The 15,782-nt window shown below is 69.8% G+C and carries 15 protein-coding genes; 10 read left to right on the top strand and 5 right to left on the bottom strand.

What is annotated here, in order from left to right:
• The first annotated feature begins 28 nt into the window (after positions 1–28).
• Positions 29–829: an LPS export ABC transporter ATP-binding protein gene (lptB, locus tag C8P69_RS09460; RefSeq protein ID WP_273511160.1), complete on the top strand. Its 801-nt coding sequence runs from the start codon at positions 29–31 to the stop codon at positions 827–829.
• A gap of 1 nt (position 830) precedes the next feature.
• On the opposite strand, the gene C8P69_RS09455 is transcribed toward lptB, so the two are convergent.
• Positions 831–1,289, bottom strand: coding sequence for an SgcJ/EcaC family oxidoreductase (locus tag C8P69_RS09455; RefSeq protein ID WP_170118189.1), 459 nt, complete (start codon positions 1,287–1,289; stop codon positions 831–833).
• Between the two features lie 195 nt (positions 1,290–1,484).
• Between C8P69_RS09455 and rpoN the strand changes: the two genes are divergently transcribed.
• The 4 genes from rpoN to C8P69_RS09435 all read left to right on the top strand — a co-directional run bounded on the left by rpoN (position 1,485) and on the right by C8P69_RS09435 (position 7,615).
• Positions 1,485–3,014: an RNA polymerase factor sigma-54 gene (gene rpoN / locus C8P69_RS09450; RefSeq protein ID WP_108176388.1), complete on the top strand. Its 1,530-nt coding sequence runs from the start codon at positions 1,485–1,487 to the stop codon at positions 3,012–3,014.
• 402 nt (positions 3,015–3,416) lie between these two features.
• Positions 3,417–4,271 carry a serine O-acetyltransferase gene (gene cysE / locus C8P69_RS09445; protein ID WP_108176386.1) on the top strand — a complete coding sequence of 285 codons (855 nt, stop codon included), beginning with the start codon at positions 3,417–3,419 and terminating at the stop codon, positions 4,269–4,271.
• A gap of 212 nt (positions 4,272–4,483) precedes the next feature.
• A complete protein-coding gene (locus tag C8P69_RS09440) occupies positions 4,484–6,046 on the top strand; it encodes a long-chain-fatty-acid--CoA ligase (protein WP_245901954.1) in 1,563 nt (520 codons plus the stop codon).
• A 27-nt stretch (positions 6,047–6,073) separates the two neighbouring features.
• Entirely contained in the window at positions 6,074–7,615 is a 1,542-nt protein-coding gene (locus C8P69_RS09435) for an acyl-CoA synthetase (RefSeq protein WP_108176384.1), read from the top strand.
• A gap of 334 nt (positions 7,616–7,949) precedes the next feature.
• Here the strand turns inward: C8P69_RS09435 and gluQRS are convergent, their stop codons facing one another.
• A complete protein-coding gene (gene gluQRS, locus C8P69_RS09430; RefSeq protein ID WP_108176382.1) occupies positions 7,950–8,846 on the bottom strand; it encodes a tRNA glutamyl-Q(34) synthetase GluQRS in 897 nt (298 codons plus the stop codon).
• Between the two features lie 59 nt (positions 8,847–8,905).
• On the opposite strand from gluQRS, the gene C8P69_RS09425 reads away from it, so the two are divergent.
• On the top strand, positions 8,906–9,553 hold the full coding sequence (locus C8P69_RS09425; protein WP_108176380.1) for a DNA-3-methyladenine glycosylase family protein: 648 nt from the start codon (positions 8,906–8,908) through the stop codon (positions 9,551–9,553).
• A 15-nt stretch (positions 9,554–9,568) separates the two neighbouring features.
• Here C8P69_RS09425 and C8P69_RS23830 read toward each other — a convergent pair whose 3' ends face one another.
• The gene (locus tag C8P69_RS23830) at positions 9,569–9,739 is read right to left on the bottom strand and encodes a hypothetical protein (RefSeq protein ID WP_170118159.1); all 171 of its coding nucleotides are present in this window, start codon (positions 9,737–9,739) and stop codon (positions 9,569–9,571) included.
• Here C8P69_RS23830 and C8P69_RS09420 point away from each other — a divergent pair.
• The gene (locus C8P69_RS09420) at positions 9,687–10,250 is read left to right on the top strand and encodes an HNH endonuclease (protein ID WP_170118195.1); all 564 of its coding nucleotides are present in this window, start codon (positions 9,687–9,689) and stop codon (positions 10,248–10,250) included. The genes C8P69_RS23830 and C8P69_RS09420 overlap by 53 nt on opposite strands.
• A gap of 4 nt (positions 10,251–10,254) precedes the next feature.
• Here the strand turns inward: C8P69_RS09420 and C8P69_RS09415 are convergent, their stop codons facing one another.
• Entirely contained in the window at positions 10,255–10,809 is a 555-nt protein-coding gene (locus C8P69_RS09415) for a disulfide bond formation protein B (RefSeq protein ID WP_108176378.1), read from the bottom strand.
• Between the two features lie 100 nt (positions 10,810–10,909).
• Between C8P69_RS09415 and pgsA the strand changes: the two genes are divergently transcribed.
• The 3 genes from pgsA to C8P69_RS09400 are packed head-to-tail and all read left to right on the top strand — an operon-like array spanning position 10,910 to position 12,911.
• The gene (gene pgsA, locus C8P69_RS09410; RefSeq protein WP_108176376.1) at positions 10,910–11,533 is read left to right on the top strand and encodes a CDP-diacylglycerol--glycerol-3-phosphate 3-phosphatidyltransferase; all 624 of its coding nucleotides are present in this window, start codon (positions 10,910–10,912) and stop codon (positions 11,531–11,533) included.
• Positions 11,530–11,781 carry a molybdopterin converting factor subunit 1 gene (moaD, locus tag C8P69_RS09405; RefSeq protein WP_108176374.1) on the top strand — a complete coding sequence of 84 codons (252 nt, stop codon included), beginning with the start codon at positions 11,530–11,532 and terminating at the stop codon, positions 11,779–11,781. Before pgsA ends, moaD begins: the two co-directional genes overlap by 4 nt.
• A gap of 11 nt (positions 11,782–11,792) precedes the next feature.
• Positions 11,793–12,911, top strand: coding sequence for an MBL fold metallo-hydrolase (locus C8P69_RS09400; protein WP_108176372.1), 1,119 nt, complete (start codon positions 11,793–11,795; stop codon positions 12,909–12,911).
• 16 nt (positions 12,912–12,927) lie between these two features.
• Here the strand turns inward: C8P69_RS09400 and C8P69_RS09395 are convergent, their stop codons facing one another.
• Positions 12,928–15,705 (bottom strand): TIGR02302 family protein, encoded by a 2,778-nt coding sequence (locus tag C8P69_RS09395; RefSeq protein ID WP_245901953.1) that lies wholly within the window; start codon positions 15,703–15,705, stop codon positions 12,928–12,930.
• Positions 15,706–15,782 lie beyond the last annotated feature (77 nt).

The following is a 15,782-nucleotide window of genomic DNA, read 5'->3' as shown; positions in this document are numbered from 1 at the left end:
CGTCGACGGGGACTGGCTGGTGAAGGAAATGGCGGCGCAGGTCGCCGAGCTCGACCAGCCGCCGCCCGCCCCGCTGCCGCGTGAACAGGAAGAGCCACGCTCCGGCCAGGGCGTGCTGTCGGTCCATGGCGTGTGGAAGAGCTACAAGGGCCGCGCCGTCGTGCGCGGCGTCAGCCTCGACCTGCGGCGCGGCGAGGCCGTCGGCCTGCTCGGCCCCAACGGGGCTGGCAAGACCACCGTCTTCTACATGATCACGGGCCTGGTCGAGGCCGACAAGGGCCATATCGAGCTCGACGGCCACGACATCACCGCGCTGCCCATGTATCGCCGCGCCCGCCTCGGCATCGGCTACCTGCCGCAGGAGGCCTCGATCTTCCGCGGCCTCAATGTCGAGGACAATATCCGCGCCGTCCTCGAGGTGACCGAGAAGGACAAGGCCAAGCGCGAGCGAGACCTCGACGAGCTGCTCGAGGAGTTCACCATCACCCGGCTGCGCAAGAGCCCGGCCATCGCCCTGTCGGGCGGCGAGCGCCGGCGTCTCGAAATCGCCCGCGCGCTGGCGACGCGGCCCTCCTTCATGCTGCTCGACGAGCCCTTCGCCGGCATCGACCCGATCGCAGTCGGCGACATCCAGAACCTGGTCCGGCACCTGAAGGAGCGCGGCATCGGCGTGCTCATCACCGACCACAATGTCCGTGAGACGCTCGGCCTCATCGACCGCGCCTACATCATCCATTCCGGCCAGGTGCTGATGGAAGGCACGCCGGACGAGATCGTCGCCAATCCGGACGTGCGCCGCCTCTATCTCGGCGAAGAATTCCGGCTCTGACCTAGCGCCGCACCGCCGAGTAAGGCGAGGAGTGGTGATGCAGGATCAGCCAGCGGCCGTCCCGTCGCACCAGCAGCATGGAAAAGCGCGAGGGGCGCGGCACGTTGCCCTCGGCGGCCCGGGCGAAGGCATAGAAGCCCGTCGACAGCACCGCATCGGGCGACAGGACGCGCGTGCGGCGATCGGTGATGCGGTTGGACCGGCCACTGCCGGGAAGCTCATCGAAATAGGTGCGGATCTGCTCCGTCCCCTCGGAGATGACGGGGCTGGTGGTGCCGAGGAGGATCGCATCGGGGGCATAGAGCGCGACGACGCCGTCGCGATCATTGGCGCTGTAGCGCGCCACCCAGGCATCCACCACGGCATTGGCTTCGTCCGCCGGCGCGGCTGCGGCGAGCGTTGGGAAGGCCCCCATGAGGGCGATGGACAGGGCAGAGACGGCCAGCCAAAATCGGCGCATCAGGATCATCCTCTTCCGCTGCGTCATGTCACAGGTGACTCAACGGGCGCCGGCGTCAAGGATGTTCTCGCGCCGCTCTTAACCCGTCAGTCATCGGTGTCGTGCCATCAACCATGGCATGAACCTTGCTAAACGCGGCGGCCGCCCCCTATGATCGGCCATCGCGCCCAATCCGGGTGAAGCAAAAGGATACCGATGGCCCTGTCTGCACGATTGGAGCTTCGCGTCGGCCAGTCCCTGGTCATGACGCCCCAGCTCATGCAGGCCATCAAGCTCCTGCAGCTGTCGAACCTCGATCTCGTCGCCTATGTCGAACAGGAGCTGGAGAAGAATCCGCTCCTGGAGCGTGCCGATGCGCCCGAGCCCTCGGTCGAGGGCGAGGCGCCGGAGGCTCCCACCATCGCCGATGGCGGCGATGCCCAGGCCGGCGACTGGCTCGGCGACGACATGGGCAACAGCCGGACCGATATCGAGGACCGGCTCGGCACCGAACTCGAAAATGTCTTTCCGGACGACAAGGGTCCCGAGGCCAAGCACGTGGACGCGGCCTCCGACCCGATGACCTCGTCCTGGGCCAATGTCGGCTCAGGCGGCAGTGACAACGAGGACTACAATCTCGAAGCCTTCGTCTCGGCCGACCTGTCGCTGCAGGACCATCTATCGAACCAGCTGGCGCTGGCGGTCGAGGTGCCGGCCGACCGGCTGATCGGGCAGATGCTGATCGATGCCATCGACGATGCCGGCTACCTCACCGTGACGGTCGAGGATGTCGCCGAGCGGCTAGGCGCCGAGGTCGAGGATGTCGTCAGCGTGCTGGAGGTCATCCAGAGCTTCGAGCCCTCGGGCGTTGCCGCCCGCAACCTTGCCGAATGCCTCGCCATCCAGCTGCGCGACAAGGATCGCTACGACCCGGCCATGCAGGTGCTGGTCGGCCATCTCGACCTCCTGGCGAAGCGCGACTACGCCCAGCTCCGCAAGCTCTGCGCCGTGGACGAGGAGGACCTCGCCGACATGGTCGCCGAGATCCGCCGCCTGAACCCCAAGCCGGGCCTCGCATTCGGCTTTGCGCCGGTGCAGCCGCTCGTGCCGGACGTGATGGTGCGCGCCGGCCCGGATGGCGGCTGGATTGTCGAGCTGAACAGCGAGACGCTGCCGAAGGTGCTGGTCAACCAGAGCTACTACGCGCGGGTGTCGAAGACGACGAAGAGCGACGGCGAGAAGGCCTTCCTCGCCGATGCGCTGCAGACCGCGACCTGGCTTGCCCGCGCCCTCGACCAGCGCGCCCGCACGATCCTGAAAGTGGCCACCGAGATCGTCCGCCAGCAGGACGCCTTCTTCGCCCTCGGCGTGCAGTATCTGAGGCCCTTGAACCTCAAGACCATCGCCGACGCCATCGGCATGCATGAATCGACCGTGTCGCGCGTCACCTCGAACAAGTCGATCGCCACCAGCCGCGGCATTTTCGAGATGAAGTACTTCTTCACCTCGTCGATCGCGAGCTCGGAGGGCGGCGAGAGCCATTCGGCGGAAGCCGTGCGCTACCGCATCAAGCAGATGATCGATGCCGAGACGCCGGACGACGTGCTCTCGGACGATGCGATCATGGACAAGCTCAAGGACGCCGGCATCGACATCGCCCGCCGCACGGTGGCGAAGTATCGCGAGGCCCTGCGCATTCCCTCCTCCGTGCAGCGCCGGCGCGAGAAGCAGGCCATGGCGGTGTGAGGCGCTGGCCTCTGTCCGCATCTGTCGCTGCATCAAGGAAGTGCGTCCTTCGAGGCTCGCTGCCGCTCGCACCTCAGGATGAGGAATGGGGTGACCTGCAGGGCGGATCGAACTGGGCTGCCGCCCTTTTGCGTGCAAATCTCCGTCCATCCTCATCCTGAGGTGCGAGCCGCATGATGCGTCAGCATCAGCGGCGAGCCTCGAAGGACGCACTCGCGCTGTGCAATGCGCGCCGCTGTCACGAGGATCAATCACCTCTCGACAAGGCAGGGAACGGAAAGGTCATTCCGTCGTTCACCGCGTTCGCAGACGACCATTCTATCCCGTCGAATTGACTTGAATCGGCGTCGTACGGAGGTCTTATTCCCCCTCCAAGCTGATCCTGCGGAGGATTTTTCCCTCATGGCCAAGCCGCAGACCACCGGCACCGTCATCCCGCTGCCGTCCGACACCGCCGACCTCGCCTGGCACCGCCTGCGCACCGAGGCCGAGGCGAGCGCTGCCGCGAATCCCGAGATCGCCACGCTGGTGCTGCGCACCATCGGCCGCGCCTCGTCCTTCGAGGATGCGGTGGCCCGCCGCGTCGCCGCCCGCCTCGCCACGTCGGACGTGCCGGCGGATGTGGTGCACGACGCCTTCACCGAAGCGCTGGAGGCCTCCCCGGCCATCGCCGAGGCCATGCGCGCCGACGCCGCCGCGGTGATCGACCGCGACCCGGCCGCCGACCGGCTGATCGAGCCGGTGCTGTTCTTCAAGGGCTACCACGCCATCCAGGCGCATCGCGTCGCCCATTGGCTGCTCGGACAGGGCCGCCGCGACTTCGCGCTCTACCTGCAGAGCCGCTCGTCGGAGGTCTTCCAGACCGACATCAACCCGGCCGTGCGCATGGGCAAGGGCGTGTTCCTCGACCATGCCACCGGCCTCGTCGTGGGCGAGACGGCGGTGATCGAGGACGACGTCTCGATCCTCCAGGGCGTGACGCTGGGCGGAACCGGCAAGGAGGCGGGCGACCGCCATCCGAAGATTCGCCGCGGCGTGCTGATCGGCGCCGGCGCCAAGATCCTCGGCAATATCGAGATCGGCCGCTGCGCGCGCGTCGCCGCCGGTTCGGTGGTGCTCCAGCCTGTCGCGCCGAACACGACGGTCGCCGGCGTGCCGGCCAAGCCCGTCGGCACGGCGGGCTGCGCCGAGCCCTCGCGCTCCATGGACCAGATCCTCGCCCGCGAGGCGGTGGACGGCTTCAACTACGTGATCTGACGCCTCCCCTCAGACATCCCCGATGCAAGGCCCGCGCTGCCCGGCGCGGGCTTTTGTCGTCCCGACCCCTCCCCCGTCCGGCGCGGTTGCAGCGGGGCGTTTCATGGTGAGAAATAGCGCTTCATGAATGAGCCCGGCACCACCGGGGCAGATGGGGCGGACGGCATGACGGGCATGGCAGGCCATCGTGGGGCGAGGCGGGGGACCGCGCCATGACGATGCAGCTCACCCTTGCCCTGCACCGGGCGCAACGGCTGTTTCCGGACAAGACCGCCGTGGTCTTCGCCGAGCGGCGCTGGACCTACACGCAGTTCCTGGACCGGGTGGCGCGGCTCGCGGGGGTCCTTAAGGGTCTCGGCTTCCAGCCGGGCGACCGCGTCGCCATGCTCTCGCATTCCTCCGACCGCTACCTCGAGTTCTTCTTCGCGGCCTTCTGGGCCGGCGGCATCGCCGTGCCGGTCTCCACCCGCTATGCGCTGCCGGAGACGACCTTCCTCATGCAGGATTGCGGCGCCAAGGTCCTTCTCGTCGGCGACGACTTCGTCGAGATGGCCGAGGCCCTGAAGCCGCAATGCCCGGACCTCGCCCACATGATCCATGCCGGCGAAGGGCCCTGCCCGGCCGGCATGATCGCCTATGACGCGGCTCTGGCGGGCGCGGAGCCCGCCCCGGACGCGCGGCGCGGCGGCGACGACATCGCGGTGCTGTTCTACACGGGCGGCACGACCGGGCGCTCCAAGGGCGTCATGCTCACCCATACCAACTGCATGGCCAATTCCTTCGGCGGCATGGTCCACACCAAGCTCGACAGCTCGGTGGTCGGGCTCCATGCCGGGCCGCTCTATCATGCGGCCGCGGGATCCCGCGTCTTCACCAACACGCTGCTGGGCGCGACCCATGTCGTCATTCCGCGCTTCACGGTGAAGGGCGTTCTGGAGGCCATCCAGACCCATCGGATCACCATGACCTCCATGGTGCCGACCATGATGACGATGATCCTCAACGAGCCGGATCTCGACCGTTACGATCTCTCCTCGCTGCAGCTCATCGGCTATGGCGGCGCCCCCATGCCGGTGGCGACGCTTGAGGCGCTGATCCAGCGGCTGCCGCATGTCCGCTTCGCCCAGGCCTATGGCATGACCGAGCTCTCCCCGGCCTGCACCTATCTCGAGCCCGCGGACCATTCGCTCGACCCCGCCAAGGTGCATCGCCTCGCCTCGGGCGGGCGGGCCATCGTCGGCTGCGACATCAGGGTGGTGGACGAGAACGACCGCGACGTGCCGGTCGGCCAGATCGGCGAGATCATCGTCGCCGGAGCGACGGTGATGAAGGGCTACTGGGGCCAGCCGGAAATGACGGCGGAGGCCCTGCGCGGCGGCTACATGCACACCGGCGATGCCGGCTATCTCGACGCCGACGGCTATCTCTTCGTCTCCGACCGCATCAAGGACATGATCGTGACCGGCGGCGAGAACGTCTATTCGATCGAGGTCGAGAACGCCGTCCTCACCCACCCGGCGATCCGCGAATGCGCCGTCATCGGCGTGCCGCATGACATCTGGGGCGAGGCGGTGCACGCCGTCGTCACCTTCAAGGCCGGGCAGAGCGCCACGGCGGAGGAGATCATCGCCCACTGCAAGACGCGCATCGCCGGCTTCAAATGCCCGCAGACCATCGAGGTCAGGGACGAGATGCCGCTGTCGCAGGCGAACAAGATCCTGAAAACCGCCCTGAGAAGCCCCCATTGGGAGGGGCGGGCGCGCGCCGTCAACTGAGGGCGCGAGGAGGCCGGGAGGGCCGCCATGCCTGAGGAAACACCCCTGTCGCGCGGCATCGTCAGCGGCGCGCGGCAGCGCGACCCCGAGGCCATCGAAACCCGCACCCGGCGCATCGCCGGCGGGCTGGAGCGGCTCGGCGTCGGGCCCGGCGATTGCGTCGCCATCCTGATGCGCAACGACATCGCCTTCCTCGAGGCGACCTATGCGGCGGCAACGCTCGGCGCCTATGCGGTGCCGGTGAACTGGCACCTGAAGCCCGACGAGATCCGCTACATCCTCGACGATTGCGACGCCAAGGTGCTGGTCGGCCATGACGACCTGCTGGAGCCGCTCGCAGGCCACCTGCCGGAGGGGCTCACCGTGCTCGCCGTGCCGGTGCCGCCGGAGGTGGCGGAGCATTTCCCGCAGAGGCCGGGCACGGCCCTCGCCGGCGCCGAGGCCCTGGAGGCCTGGATGGCGCGCCAGGAGCCCTATGCGGGCGCCGCCCGCCCGGCGCCGATGAGCATGATCTACACCTCCGGCACGACAGGCCGGCCGAAGGGCGTGCGCCGCAAGGCGCCGACCCCGGAGGAAGCCAAGGCGACCGAGGGCCTGCGCGCCCTCGTCTATGGCCTGAGGCCCGGCGTCCGCGCGCTGCTGCCGGGGCCGCTCTATCATTCCGCGCCCAATTCCTTCGGCATCCGCGCGGGGCGCCTCGGCGGCGTGCTGGTGCTCATGCCGCGCTTCGATGCCGAGGAGATGCTTCGACTGATCGAGGAGCACCGGATCGATACGATCTTCATGGTGCCGACCATGTTCGTGCGGCTCCTGAAGCTGCCCGAGGCGGTCCGCGCCCGCTACGACAGCTCCTCGCTGCGCTTCGTCATCCATGCCGCCGCGCCCTGCCCCGCGGACGTCAAGGCGGCGATGATCGCCTGGTGGGGGCCGGTGATCCATGAGTTCTACGGCGGCACCGAGACGGGGCCGGTGACCTTCGCGACCTCGCAGGACGCGCTCCTGAAGCCCGGGACGGTCGGGCGGCTGTCACCGGGCGCGGAGATCCGCGTCGTCGACGAGACGGGCGCCGTGCTGCCGCAGGGCGCCATCGGCGAACTCTATTGCCGCATCGCCGGCTATCCCGAATTCACCTACCACAAGGCGCCGGAGAAGCGGCGCGAGGTCGACCGCGACGGTTTCATCACCTGCGGCGACGTTGGTTATGTCGATGCCGACGGCCACGTGTTCCTCTGCGACCGCAAGCGCGACATGATCATCGCCGGCGGCGTGAACATCTATCCCGCCGAGATCGAGGCCGCCTTGCTCGGCCTGCCGGAGGTGCGCGACTGCGCCGTCTTCGGCATCCCCCATGCCGAGTTCGGCGAGAGCGTCATGGCGGTGGTGGAGCCGCAGCCGGGCGTCGAGATCCGCGTCGACGAGCTGAAGGCGAAGCTCGCCGCGCGCATCGCCGACTACAAGGTGCCGCGGACGATCGAAGTCAGCCACAACCTCCCACGGGAGGATTCCGGCAAGATCTTCAAGCGGCGGCTGCGCGATCCCTATTGGGCGGCGGCGGGCCGGACGATCTGAGGGGCGAACGGGCTCATCGGGCCGACGATTGATCCGCCCCCCTTGCCGTCCTCTGTGGCTCGGGTGGGCGGATGGCCCCTCACCCTTCCCTCTCCCCGCACGCGGGGAGAGGGGGACCACGATGTCGCGCTGTTTCTCTGTCGTCGTGCCAAGCACGACCGTCGCCGACGAAGCCTCAACGCTGTTGCCCCCTCTCCCCGCAGGCGGGGAGAGGAGGACCACGATGTCGCGCTGTTTCTCTGTCGCGGTGCCAAGCACGACCGTCGCCGATGAAGCCTCAACGCTGTTGCCCCCTCTCCCCGCACGCGGGGAGAGGGAAGGGTGAGGGGCTTCGTCAGAACCCCAATTGCCGCCTGAGCTCCGCCGCCGTCACGCCCGCCTCCCGCAGCGCCCGGAATCCCTCGGCTTGGTCGCTCTTCGAGAGCTTGCGGCCGTCCGGCCCGAGCAGCAGGTCATGGTGGCGATAGAGCGGCGCGGGGAGCCCCAGCAGCTCCTGCAGCAGACGATGAACGGCGGTGGCCTCGAACAGGTCCATGCCGCGGACCACATGGGTCACGCCCTGCAGCGCGTCGTCGGTGACGACGGCGAGGTGGTAGCTGGTGCCGAGGTCCTTGCGGGCGAGAACCACGTCGCCCCAGCGCGCGGGATGGGCGGGCACGACGCGCAGGGGCTGGCCGGCCGCATCCACCTCGGTCCAGGTCAGCGGCGCGTCGAGCCGGGCCAGCGCCGCCGCCATGTCGAGGCGGAGCGCATGGGGCTCACCCGCCGCCAGCCGCGCGGCGACCTCCTCCGGCGGCATGGCACGCCCCGATCCGGCATAGAGCGGCGCGCCGTCGGGATCGTTCGGCCAGGGGCGGCCTGTCTCCCGCGCCCGGGCCTCCGCCAGCGCCTTCAGGTCGCTGCGGCTCTCGAAGCTCGGATAGACGAGGCCCATTGCCTGGAGCCGGGCCAGCATGGCGCGGTGGTCGGCGAGATGCTCGGACTGGCGCCGGTGGGGCGGCTCGAAGGGGATCCCCAGCCAGGCGAGGTCCTCGATCATCGCCGCTTCCAGATGCGGCGGGCAGCGGGCGCGGTCGATATCCTCGATGCGCAGCAGCAGCCGGCCACCGAGCACGGCCGCCAGCCGCTCGTTCTCCAGCGCGCTCAGCGCATGGCCGAGATGGAGATAGCCGTTGGGGCTCGGGGCGAAACGCAGGACCGCCTGCGGTTCGAGGTGGTGGGCTGGTGCCATGGGGGAGCCTATGGTCAAGGCATGGTCCTTCGACAAGAGGCGACCGGCAAGGGACACGCATGACCATCGCCAGCGATGACGACCTCGACCGGGCCATGGCGGCGCTTTCGGCCGCCTGCCCGGTCATGGCGAGGCTCGCCGCGGCCAACGGCCGGCCGCCGCTGCGCCGGCGTCCCGCCGGTTTCGAGGGGCTCGTGCACGTCGTCGTCTTCCAGCAGATCTCGACGCTGGCGGCGCAGGCGATCTGGGATCGCACCCGCGGGGTTTTCGGGGCCATCACGCCGGAGGCGCTGGCGGCAGGCAGCGACGAGGCCTATCGCGCCGCCGGCCAGTCGCGGCCGAAAACCCGGACGCTCCGGGCGGTGGCAGCAGCCGTTCTCGACGGCACGCTCGACCTCGACCAGATCGGTTCGCTGCCGGCCGAGGAGGCCGAAGCGGCGCTGACCCGCGTCTCCGGCATCGGCCCCTGGACGGCGGAGGTCTATCTCCTCACCTGCCTCGGCCATCCCGATGCCTGGCCGGCCGGCGACATCGCCCTGCAGGCCGCGGCAGCCGATGCGCTGGGGCTTCCCGCACGGCCAGACGCAGCGGAGATGCGAGTTCTCGGCGAGCGCTGGCGTCCGCATCGCGCCGTGGCGGCGCGCCTCCTCTGGGCCCATTACGCCTTGCTCAAGGGCCGTTCCGGTGCGCCGGTCACGCAGAGCTGATGGGCTCCGAGGGCTTCACAAGAGCGACACGAACCCCATACTATTCATCAGTGCCTGAATTCGCGGCTCGCGAATCACCGAGCCGCCCGATCGCAAGGAGTTCATCTTGACGGTCGCCGTATCGCCCGAGGCATTGCCGGTTTCGACCGCAATCTCTCCGGGTTCATGGCCGGCCCTGGTGCTCAACGCGGATTACCGCCCGTTGAGCTACTACCCCCTGTCGCTCTGGTCCTGGCAGGACACGATCAAGGCCGTCTTCCTCGACCGCGTCACCGTGGTCTCCACCTACGACAAGGCGATCCACTCGCCGAGCTTCGAGATGCGCCTGCCCAGCGTCGTCTCGCTCAAGACCTACGTGAAGCCGTCGCGCAACCCGGCCTTCACCCGGTTCAACGTCTTCCTGCGCGACCGTTTCCGCTGCCAGTATTGCGGCCACGGCGAGGACCTCACCTTCGACCATCTGATCCCGCGCTCGAAGGGCGGCCAGACCACCTGGGACAACGTGCTGACCGCCTGTTCGCCCTGCAACCTCCGCAAGGGCTCGATGACGCTGAAGGAATCCGGCCTCACGCTGGGCCGCCTGCCCTTCGCGCCCTCGGTCCAGGACCTGCACGCCAATGGCCGGCTTTTCCCGCCGAACTATCTGCACGAGAGCTGGATGGACTATCTCTACTGGGACACCGAACTGGAGCCGTAAGGGCTCAGGCGGTCTCGCGCGGCCGGCTCGCCGCCACCAGCGCCACGGCGGCCAGCACCGTGGCGATCACCACGTTCCAGCCCGCCAGCGACACGCCGAGGAAGCGCCAGGCCGCCACCGTGCAGTCGGCCAGCGGCTTCGCCGTCTGGATCTGGCGGAGAAGGTCGCCGGGATTGCGGGCGATGGCGATGGGCTGGGCGCAGGTGGTCGGCCCCTGCCAGAAGCCCCATTCGGCGCCGGCGTGATAGACGCCGAGACCCGCGCCCCAGATCATCAGCCCGGCGAGGACGAGCAGCCCGAGGCGAATGACCGGCGCCGGGGCCCGCTTCCAGGCCAGCGCCGCCACGACCAAAGCCGCCGGGATCACCGCGTAATAGGGCGTCCGCTGCTGCAGGCAGAGCGGGCAGGGCGAGAGGCCGACGACGAACTCGAAGAAGTAGGCGCCGAGGATGGCCCCCGTGCCGGCGGCGGCGATGAACAGCGCCGCGGCGAGCCAGGGACGGGCGAGGACGACCGCACCGAGGGCGGATCCGTGGGGGGTGGTGGAGGTCAGCGTCATGACCCGCGTTCTAGACCTTCACGGGGTTCTGTCCAACAGCCAGCGGGCCCGGACGAGGGATTCCATTGACCCGAAGCGCCCCCTCGTCCATCACAAGATCATGAGTTCGGCCGATCCGATCACCCGCCGTCGCGGCGGGGGAACCTACAGCGTTCCCAACCTGCTGACTTACGGCCGGGTGGTGGCGGTGCCACTCTTGGCCGCGTGCCTCTTCGTGCAGGTCATCTACGAGGGCGGCATCTGGCTGCGCTGGGTGGCGCTCGGCATCTTCGTCGCGGCCGCCATCACCGACTATTTCGACGGCTACCTCGCACGGGCCTGGCAGCAGCACTCGGCCATCGGCCGGATGCTGGATCCCATTGCCGACAAGCTGCTCGTCGGCGTGGTGCTGCTGTTCCTTGCCGCCGACGGCACGATCCTCGGCTGGTCGCTCTGGGCGGCCATGGTGATCCTCGCCCGCGAGATCCTGGTTTCGGGCCTGCGCGAATTCCTCGCCGAGCTGCGCGTCTCGGTGCCGGTGACGCGGCTCGCCAAGTGGAAGACGGCGGTGCAGCTGGTGGCGGTCGGCTTCCTCATCGCCGGCCCGGCGGGCGACCAGATCATCGCCGGCGTGACGCTCACCGGCATCGTGCTGCTCTGGGCCGCGGCGATCCTGACGCTCTACACCGGCTACGACTATTTCCGCGCCGGCGCCGGCCACCTGATCGAGGAAGACGAGCGGTGAAGGTCCTCTATTTCGCCTGGGTGCGCGAGCGCATCGGCAAATCCTCCGAGGAGATCGCCGTGCCGCCGGGCGTGCGCACCGTCTCCGACCTCATCGACCACCTGATCTCGCTCGACGAGACCTATGCCCATGCCTTCGAGAACCGCACGGTGATCCGCGCCGCGCTCGATCAGGTTCACGTGAAGCCGGATGCGACCCTCGACGATGCCGAGGAGATCGCCTTCTTTCCGCCCATGACAGGGGGCTAGACTCCCTTTCCATGGCGCCCCCCGACGCTTCGCCCCCGCCGCAGAAATCCCGCCGCTTCAGCCGCCGCCGGCTGCTGGCGCTGCTGGCGAGCGTGCCGGTGATCGGCGGGGCGGGCGGCGCTGTCGCCTTCAACCGGCAGGCCTATTACAGCGGGCCGGTGAGCGACCATTTCGACGGCACCCGGTTCTTCGACCCACACGGCGTGCCGCCCAAGCCCTTCACCGACCTGCTGCGCTGGCAGTTCGGCAATGACGAGAAGGCGCGCTGGCCCGAGACGTGGCCGCTCGCCGCCAAAGACAAGCCGCCGGCCCGGGTCGAGGGCGATGCGATCCGCCTGTCTTACGTGGGCCATGCGAGCTTCCTGTTGCAGACGCGGGGCCTCAACATCCTGCTCGATCCGGTCTGGTCGGAGCGCATGTCGCCGGTCTCCTTCGCGGGTCCGAAGCGCGCGAACCCGCCGGGCATCGCCTTCGAGGACCTGCCGAAGATCGACCTCGTCCTCGTCAGCCACGGGCACTACGACCATCTCGACGCCGCGACCCTGTCGCGCCTGCAGGCGGTCCATCAGCCGCGGGTCATCACCCCGTTGGGTCAGGACGCGATCATGAAGAGCCATGACGCCGCGATCCGCGCCGAGGCCCATGACTGGGGCGACCGGGTCGAGATCGGCAACGGCATGGCGGTGCATCTCGCCCCCATGCGCCACTGGACGGCGCGCGGCCTGTTCGACCGCAACAAGGCGCTGTGGGCCGCCTTCGTGCTGGAGGCGCCGGGCGGGCTCGTCTACCACATCGGCGATACCGGCTATGGCGACGGCCACCATTTCCGCGAGGCCAAGCGCCGGTTCGGTGGGTTCCGCCTCGCCATCCTGCCGATCGGCGCCTATGAGCCACGCTGGTTCATGCGCGACCAGCACATGAACCCGGCGGAAGCCGTGCAGGTGATGATCGATTGCGGGGCGCGGCGGGCGCTGGCCCATCACTGGGGCACGGTGCAGCTCACCAACGAGGCCATCGAGGCGCCGCGCGAGGCCCTGGCCGCAGCGCTGGCCGAGCGGGGCATCGCGCCGGAGCTGTTCCGCGCCATCCGGCCGGGCGACGTGCTGGAACTCTCCGCCGCCGAGGCCTGACGCCCGGCGACGGCCCTTACTGGATCTGCAGGCCGCGCAACAGGCGCTCGAGATAGTCCATCTCGAGCTGCGGGCGATCCTGCTCGGAGAGGCGACGGCGCAGCTCCTCCAGCACCCGCTGGGCCCGCTGGGCGGCGCCCTCGCCGGCATTGGGGATGCGGACGTCGGAATTGTCATTGGCCTCGCGGCCGCGGGTCGGACGGCCCAGCGGGTCGTAGTCCTGGTTGCCGGCCTGGCCGAGGCGGCCGGCCTGCCCGTCCTGGCCGGGCTGTCCCGGACCCTGGCCCTGGCCCTGGCCTTCCTGCATCTGCTGGGCGAGACCCTGCGCGCCGCGCTGGAGATTGCGCAGCGCACGGCCCTGGGCATCCGTCGCGCCCTGGCCATTGCCACGGCCGAGGGCTTCCTCGGCCTCGCGCATGGCGCGTCCGGCGCCGTCGAGGCCTTCCTGCGCCTGACGGCCGGCCTCAGAGCCACCGGGGCCCTGGCCCTGCTGGCCTTCCTGACCCTCGCCGCCCTGGCCCTGCCGGCCGAGCTCCTCGCGCAGCTGGTCGAGCAGCTCGCGCAGCTGGCGCTGGGCGTCGCCGAGCTGGTCGAAGCCCTGTTCGCCCTGCTCGCCGTTCTCGCCCTGCTGACCGGGCTGCTGCTGGCCCTGCTGGCCGCGCTGGCCGTTGCGCTGCTGCTGCTGGTTGCGCTGGGCGCGGCGCTGCTCCTGCTGGCGGCGGAAGGTGTCGTCGCGCAGCTGCTGCTGGCGGCGGATCATGTCGGCGAGCCGGTCGAGCGGGCTCTCGCCCTGTTCGCCGCTCTCGCCGTTCTCGCCCTGCTGCTGCTGTTGCTGGCGGCCGGCCTGCAGGCCCTGCAGCATCTGCTGCAATTCCTGCATCAGGCGCTGGGCCTGGTCGCGGGCGCCGTTGCGGGCGAGGTTCTCGATGCGGTTGAGCATGTCGCGCAGGTCCTGCGGGCGGACCGTGCGGGTGTTCGGGTCGCGCTGGGCCTGCTGCTGCTGGTTGCGGCCGTCCTGACGGTTGCGCATCGCCTGTTCGGCAAGCTCGCGCATCAGCCGGTCCATGGCCTGGCGCAGGTCCTGCGACAGGCGGCGGATCTCCTCCTCGGAGGCGCCGCGCTCGATGGCCTGGCGCAGGCGCTCGGCGGCCTGGGAGACGGCACGCTCGGCCTCGGAGACGTCGCCATCCTCCATGCGGACGGCGATGTCCCAGAGATAGTCCATGACCTCGCGCAGGGCCTCGTCGTTGCGGGCGCGGACGAGGCGGAAATAGGCGGTGCGCAAGCCAAGATAGACAGGCGTCTCGACGCTGAAGACGTCCGGGGCGGTGGTCAGCGCCTCCAGCGCCCGGGCGACGCGCGGGGCGGCATTGGCGTCGAGCGCGAGCAGGCGGCGCTGCTCGACGAGGACGCGGGGGATGGGCTTGGAGAAGACCCGGGACGGCAGCGTGCCGTAGAGCGTGTCGGAGAAGCCCTCATTGCCGGCATCGTCGCGGGCCTTCAGCTTCACCGCCACCTGGAGCCCGGCGAAGGGATGGGTGGTGAAGTCGCGCGCCGTCTGGCCGTTGCCGGCGCGGGTGCGCGCCTGCGGCAGGGTGAGGGGAAGTGGCGGCAATTCGGCCAGCGGCCGCGCGCCGGGGCGCTGCAGCGCCTGGGCGGAGGGCGCGAGGGTCATGGTGGCCTCGGCCTCCTTCACCCCGTAATCGTCCTCGACCTTGTAGGCGAGAACCATCTGGTTGCGCTGGTCGGCCTGCGGCGGACGCTCGAAGGCAATGGTCGGCGCGCCGTCAGCGATGGCCTCGAAGCGCCAGACGATGGGGGCAGCGCCCGTGCCGCTGACGGCGAGCGTGCCGGCGCGGCTGACGGTCCACCGCGTCTCGGCAAGGGCCGCGGCGCCGGGCTGGGGTGCGGCGGGAGCGGGGGCAGGCGTGCCGGTGGCCGCAGCCGTGGCATTGGCCGGGCGCTCAGGCGCCGGCGCCTCGGCGACGCCGCCCTCGGGCTTCACGGCGACATCGGCGAGGCCGGCGACGCGCAGCGTCACCACGGAGCCGGCGGGCACGCGGAATATCTCGGGCTCGGCCTGGACCGGCTGCGGCTCGCCGGAGCGGCGCGTCGGCAGGATCACCGGCGGGCGGGCGGTATATGCCGGCGGCGTCACCCAGGCGTCGATGCGGTAGGTGATGGGGGTCGGCGGGGCGCGCCAGTCGAAGGCGGTCATGAGGCGCGCCATGCGCTCATCGCCGGCGAGGAAGTAGGCCGGCACGATCAGCAGCAGGGCGAGCGCACGCATGGCGTAACGGTCGAGCGCCGGCATGCGCGGCGTCGGAATGCCGGTGCGCAACCGGCCGGCCGCGGCCGCGACACGGGCGCGATGCTCGGCCCAGAGCGCCTTGGCGAAGGGGTCGTTGGCGGTGGCGAGGTCGTCGGCAAGCGCGGTGGCCGGGCGGTGGCCGCCCTCGGTCATGCGGTCGATGCGGCGCAGGGCCTCCTGCTCGCTCGGACGGCGGATGGTGAACAGCGGCCAGGCTGCGCCGAACAGCAGCGCCACGACGAACACAACGCCGCCGAAGCGCGCCCAGTAGGGCACGACCTGCCAGAAGCCCAGCCAGGACACGGACAGGACGCCGCCGAAAATGACGAGGAACAGGACGAGGCGCGGCCAGATCTGCTCCCACAGGAGCACCAGGCGAGCCCGGTCGATCGCATGGGAGAGGGCCAGGTCATAGCCGTTGCGGGCCGGGGCCTGATCCTGGCGGGATTCCTGCGGGCGGTCCTTGTCCATGCCGTCGCTCAAGATCCGCTCCGGTTCGAGGCTCGTGCAGTGCACAAGCTACCATGGTCGTCCTCAAAAACCACCATTTCAAGGCGGCA

This window comes from Phreatobacter oligotrophus (assembly GCF_003046185.1).
In the GTDB taxonomy this organism is placed as follows: Bacteria; Pseudomonadota; Alphaproteobacteria; order Rhizobiales; family Phreatobacteraceae; genus Phreatobacter; species Phreatobacter oligotrophus.
The sequence above is the reverse complement of the archived record's forward strand: the minus strand, read 5'-3'. Positions and strand labels throughout refer to the sequence as shown.